This is a genomic window from Phenylobacterium sp. (assembly GCF_035276905.1).
Classification (GTDB): domain Bacteria; phylum Pseudomonadota; class Alphaproteobacteria; order Caulobacterales; family Caulobacteraceae; genus Phenylobacterium.
Map to the genome: position 1 here is coordinate 1 of NZ_DATELG010000398.1, position 4,664 is coordinate 4,664.

Annotated in this window: 6 protein-coding genes and 1 pseudogene; 5 read left to right on the forward strand and 2 right to left on the reverse strand. The window is 72.6% G+C overall.

Features of this window, described 5'->3' with window-relative positions; translation table 11 throughout:
- The 3 genes and pseudogenes from VJS38_RS19200 to VJS38_RS19210 all read left to right on the forward strand — a co-directional run.
- Window positions 1-297, forward strand: a pseudogene (locus VJS38_RS19200) (MBL fold metallo-hydrolase); the annotation flags it as partial.
- Between the two features lie 25 nt (window positions 298-322).
- Window positions 323-1,096 carry an enoyl-CoA hydratase-related protein gene (locus VJS38_RS19205; protein WP_324089755.1) on the forward strand — a complete coding sequence of 258 codons (774 nt, stop codon included), beginning with the start codon at window positions 323-325 and terminating at the stop codon, window positions 1,094-1,096.
- A gap of 72 nt (window positions 1,097-1,168) precedes the next feature.
- On the forward strand, window positions 1,169-1,612 hold the full coding sequence (locus tag VJS38_RS19210; protein WP_324089760.1) for a GNAT family N-acetyltransferase: 444 nt from the start codon (window positions 1,169-1,171) through the stop codon (window positions 1,610-1,612).
- On the opposite strand, the gene VJS38_RS19215 is transcribed toward VJS38_RS19210, so the two are convergent.
- Both VJS38_RS19215 and VJS38_RS19220 read right to left on the reverse strand, forming a co-directional pair.
- Window positions 1,597-2,172, reverse strand: coding sequence for a YbhB/YbcL family Raf kinase inhibitor-like protein (locus VJS38_RS19215; RefSeq protein ID WP_324089756.1), 576 nt, complete (start codon window positions 2,170-2,172; stop codon window positions 1,597-1,599). The genes VJS38_RS19210 and VJS38_RS19215 overlap by 16 nt on opposite strands.
- Window positions 2,173-2,227: 55 nt before the next feature.
- Window positions 2,228-3,484, reverse strand: coding sequence for an MFS transporter (locus tag VJS38_RS19220; RefSeq protein WP_324089757.1), 1,257 nt, complete (start codon window positions 3,482-3,484; stop codon window positions 2,228-2,230).
- Between the two features lie 220 nt (window positions 3,485-3,704).
- On the opposite strand from VJS38_RS19220, the gene VJS38_RS19225 reads away from it, so the two are divergent.
- Window positions 3,705-4,217: an N-acetyltransferase gene (locus VJS38_RS19225; RefSeq protein WP_324089758.1), complete on the forward strand. Its 513-nt coding sequence runs from the start codon at window positions 3,705-3,707 to the stop codon at window positions 4,215-4,217.
- A 44-nt stretch (window positions 4,218-4,261) separates the two neighbouring features.
- Window positions 4,262-4,664: DUF1285 domain-containing protein (locus VJS38_RS19230; protein WP_324089759.1), on the forward strand; the 403-nt coding region annotated here is incomplete at its 3' end.

A 4,664-nucleotide genomic window follows, 5' to 3' on the forward strand; every position in this document is an offset into this window, starting at 1 on the left:
GACGACGTCCTGGTGCTGCCGGCGCACAACGACCCGTTCTTCGGCCTGCACGCGCGGGTGGACCGGCTGATCGGCGGCCACCAGCGCGGCCTTGCGCGGCTGCGCAAGCTGATCGCCGAGCCCAAGCGGGTGGTGGACGTCTTCCCGGTGCTGTTCCGCCGGCAGATCGACCTGAGCAACCTGGGGCTGGCGACCGGCGAGAGCCTCGCCCACCTGAACTATCTGCTGGCGCGCGGCGAGGCCGTCCGGACGACCGACGAGGCCGGCGTCGACTGGTATCGCGCGGGCCCAGCGTGACCATCGACGGGAGAAGGATGTCGCGATGAGCGAGCGGGTGCTGATCGACAAGGCCGCGGGCGTGCTGACCATCACGCTGAATCGGCCGGAGAAGAAGAACGCCCTCACGGTCGAGGAGTATGCGCGTCTCGGCGGGACGATCGATGCGGCGAACGACGATCCGGAGGTCCGCGCGATCCTGATCCAGGCCAACGGCGACATGTTCACCGCCGGCCACGATCTCTCGGAGTTCGCCGCGATCAACGCGGGCGGGGCGGCAAACCGCGATCGGCCGGCGGGCGAGCCCTTCCTGCTGGCGCTCGCCAACGCGCGCAAGCCGCTGGTGGCGGCGGTGCATGGCCGGGCGGTCGGCATCGGCCTGACCATGCTGCTGCACTGCGACCTCGTCTATGTGGCCGAGGACGCCTTCCTGTCGTCTCCGTTCGTCGGCCTGGCGCTGGTTCCGGAGGCGGCCTCGTCGCTGCTGCTGCCGGCGCGGATCGGCCATGTGCGCGCCTTTGATCTGTTCGTCCTGGGCACGCCGATCGACGGGCGCATCGCCGTGGAGTGGGGGATCGCCAACGCCGCCCTGCCGGCCGCCGAGGTGCAGGCCAAGGCCCGGGCCGCCGCCGAAGCCCTGGCCGCGAAGCCGGCGGCGGCGGTGCGCGTGACCAAGGCGCTGATGCGCGACATCCCGGCGATGATCCAGCGCATCGACCAGGAGTTCGGCCACTTCTACGCCCAGCTGCGCTCGCCGGAGGCCAAGGAGGCCTTCTGCGCCTTCTTCGAGAAGCGCCCGGCGGATTTTTCGAAGCTCTGAGGCCTGGACTCCCGCTTGCCCCCCGCCGACCTGCTCATCCGCCCCGCCGTCCCGGCCGACGCCGGCCTGATCATGGGCTTCGTCCGCGAACTCGCCGCGTACGAGCGCCTGTCGCACGCCGTCCGGGCGACCGAGGCCGACATCGCCCGCGACCTGTTCGGCCCGACCCCGCGCGCGGTCTGCGACATCGCCGAGGTCGCCGGCGAGGCGGTCGGCTATGCGCTCTGGTTCTACAACTACTCCACCTTCGCCGGCCGCGCCGGGATCTTCCTGGAAGACCTGTTCGTGCGCCCAAAGGCCCGCGGCCAGGGCGTCGGCAAGGCGCTGCTGCAGCATCTCGCCCGGCGCTGCGTCGACGAGGGGCTGGGGCGGCTGGAGTGGACGGTGCTGGATTGGAACGCGCCCGCGATCGGCTTCTACGATTCCCTGGGCGCGGACGCGCTCGACGACTGGATCGTCCGGCGGGTGTCCGGCGAGGCGCTGGCCAGGCTGGCCCAGCCTCAGGTCCGCTCGTAGGTCCCGACCAGCACGCCCTTGGCCAGCACATGGCCGCGCATCGCCTCGGCCACCGCCTTGCGGCTGGGCGGGTGGATGAAGTCCAGCTTCCGGGCGAGCGCGAAGGTCTGGAAGACGTAGAGGTGCGGCCCGTGGCCCTTCGGCGGATCGGGCGGCAGCCAGGCGCTCTGCCGGTAGGCGTTGCGGCCCAGCATCTCGTCTAGCCCTTCGTGACGGGGGCTCTTCAGCTCGCCCTCGGGCAGGTCGGCCAGGTCCGCCGGCAGGTCCCAGGCGATCAGGTGGACCAAGGGGTCCGGCGTCGGCGCGTCGGGGTCCTCGACGATCAGCACCAGCGCCTCGGCGTCGGCCGGCACGCCGCGCCAGGTCAGCGGCGGAGAGATCTTTTCGCCGTCGGCGGTGTAACGCGATGGGATCGAGCCGCCGTCCTCGAAGGCCGAACTCTCCAGGGCGATGGCGTCCGGGACGCGCACGAAGGGCTCGGCCTCGCTGACCACCTTGTCGTAGCCGGCGCGGACGCCGCGCAGGGCGTGGCCGAGGCCGGCCGGGATCTTCTCGAGCATGGAGGCCTCCCGCAGCTGTTCCCGCTCAACGCCGCAGGCGGCGCGGGCGTTCAGCTCAGCCGAGCCGGTCGGCCTTGCGCAACTCCGGGAACATCCAGGCCCAGAGGCCGGTGACGCAGAGCGCGCCGATCCCGCCGAACAGGGCCGCGCCGATCGGACCCAGGAAGCGGGCCGCCACGCCGCTCTCGAACTCGCCGAGCTCGTTGGAGGCGCCGATGAAGACGGAGGAGACCGCCGCCACCCGGCCGCGCATCGGATCCGGCGTCACCAGCTGGATCAGGGTCTGGCGGATGTAGACGCTCGCCATGTCGGCGCCGCCCAGCACCGCCAGCGCGGCGACCGACAGCCACAGCGCCTTCGAAAGCGCGAAGACGCAGGTCGCCAGGCCGAACAGGGCGACGCCGCCGAACATGAAGGCGCCGGCCTTCCGCCGGATCGGGCGGGCGGCGAGCCACAGCGCCACCGCGGTCGCGCCCGCCGCCGGCCCGGCGCGCAGCAGGCCGAAGCCCTCGGCGCCGACGTGCAGGACGTCCCGGGCGAACACCGGCAAGAGCGCGGTCGCCCCGCCGAGCAGCACGGCGAAGAGGTCCAGCGAGATGGCCCCGAAGACGACCTTCTCGCGCCAGACGTAGGCCAGCCCCTCCTTCATCAGCGCCCAGCGCGAGCCGGGCTGGGCGATCGGCTTGGTGTTCTTGCGGATCAGAGCCACGCAGAGCGCCGAGGCCGCATAGAGGATCACCGCGGTGACGAAGGCGTGGGCCGGCGAGAGCGCCACCAGGATGCCGCCGGCGGCGGGGCCGGCGATCGAGGCGGTCTGCCAGGCGAGCGAGTTCCAGGCGATCGAGCGCGGCAGCAACTCGCGCGGCACGAGCATCGGCCCCATGGCGGTGCTGGCCGGCGAGAAGAAGGCGCGGGCGGCGCCGAACAGGGCCGCCACCACCAGGAGCAGGGCCGGCGTCGCAAAGCCCCGCCAGGCGGCGACGGTCAGGATCAGCGCGCTGGCCATCTCGCCGGCCAGGCAGGCCAGCGCCACCTTGCGCCGGTCGTAGCGGTCGGCGGCCTCGCCGGCCGGCAGGGTCAGCAGGAACACCGGGACAAAGGCCGCCAGGCCGATCATGCCGACCAGGAAGGCCGCCTGCTGGACGTCGAGGGTGCGGCGCGCGAGCGCATACATCTGCCAGCCCAGGGCCACGCTCTGGATCTGGGCGGCGAAGGTTCCGCACCAGCGCGAGCCCCAGAACAACAGGTAGTCGCGCTCCTTCAGCAGGGCGTGAGCCGACGGGACGACGTCGGGGGAGGAGGAGTCGGGCATGGGGCCGCGACCCTGCATCGCGTCGCGACATGCCGCAACCTTGCGGTTGACGCGGAAGCCTGCGCACCTTACCTCGCGCGCTCCCCGAGAGGGGCGGAGACCTGTCACATGCGACGAGCAAGATGTTCGCGCGCCAGCAGCGGCGCATTTCGCTGAGCCCCGGCCGGCGGCCTCCGCCGCGCGGCCGGTCCCGTCGCAGTCCCCGCACGCCCCGAGGCCCATGTCCGTAGAGCCCAGCCCGAGCCGGACCACGCTCACCTTCACCCACGAAGCGCCGCAGGATCAGCCGGCGATCGAAGCCCTGCTCGACCGCGCCTTCGGCCCCGGGCGGTTCGTGAAGTCCTCGGAGCGCGTTCGCGAGTTCGCCGACTTCGCGCCCGAACTGTCGTTCTGCGCCTGGGCCGACGGCGAGCTGCTGGGCGTGGTGCGCATGTGGCGGGTGCGGGTCGGTGCGACGCAGCTGGTGTTTCTCGGCCCGCTGGCGGTCGACACCCACCAGCAGAGCGCGGGCGTCGGCGGCGCGCTGGTGGAGCGCGCCTGCGAGGCCGCGCGGCAGGCCGGGGAGGCGGGCGTGCTGCTGGTCGGCGACGCGCCCTACTTCGCGCGCTTCGGCTTCGAGGCCGGGCCGGCCAAGGCGGTCGTGATGCCTGGGCCCGTCGACCAGCGCCGTGTGCTGGTCCACGCCTTCGAAGACCTGGGCGAGGGCCTCGTCGGCGCCGTCGAACCGCGCTGACGGGGCGCTTGAGGCAGGCGCCGGCGCAACCTACCTTTGCCTCCATGGCCACGATCGAGGGCAAGCGGGGACTGGAGCGGGTGACCGCTGCGGCGCAGGATGTTGCGGCGACCGGCGGTTCGGCCAAGCCGCGCCTGCCGCCGGTGCACCTGTGGAACCCGCCCAACGTCGGCGAGATCGACATCGTCATCCGCAAGGACGGGAGCTGGGTGCACGAAGGCGGGGTGATCGGTCGCGAGGCGCTGGTGCGCCTCTTCTCCACCATCCTGCGCAAGGACCCGGACGGGACCTGGCTGGTCACGCCGCACGAGAAGCTGCGCATCGAAGTCGAGGACGCGCCCTTCGTCGCCGTGCGCGTCGACCGCGAGGGCGAGGCCCTGCGCTTCCTGACCAACGTCGGCGACGAGGTGGTGGCGGGCCCGGAGCATCCGATCCGGGTCGCGGGCG

What these genes read in the sequence shown, in the direction of transcription:
- VJS38_RS19205 (WP_324089755.1), top strand. Translation starts at nt 323, where the DNA reads ATGAGCGAGCGGGTGCTGATCGACAAGGCCGCGGGCGTGCTGACCATC.
- VJS38_RS19210 (WP_324089760.1), top strand. Translation starts at nt 1,169, where the DNA reads ATGGGCTTCGTCCGCGAACTCGCCGCGTACGAGCGCCTGTCGCACGCC.
- VJS38_RS19215 (WP_324089756.1), bottom strand. Translation starts at nt 2,172, where the DNA reads ATGCTCGAGAAGATCCCGGCCGGCCTCGGCCACGCCCTGCGCGGCGTC.
- VJS38_RS19220 (WP_324089757.1), bottom strand. Translation starts at nt 3,484, where the DNA reads ATGCCCGACTCCTCCTCCCCCGACGTCGTCCCGTCGGCTCACGCCCTG.
- VJS38_RS19225 (WP_324089758.1), top strand. Translation starts at nt 3,705, where the DNA reads ATGTCCGTAGAGCCCAGCCCGAGCCGGACCACGCTCACCTTCACCCAC.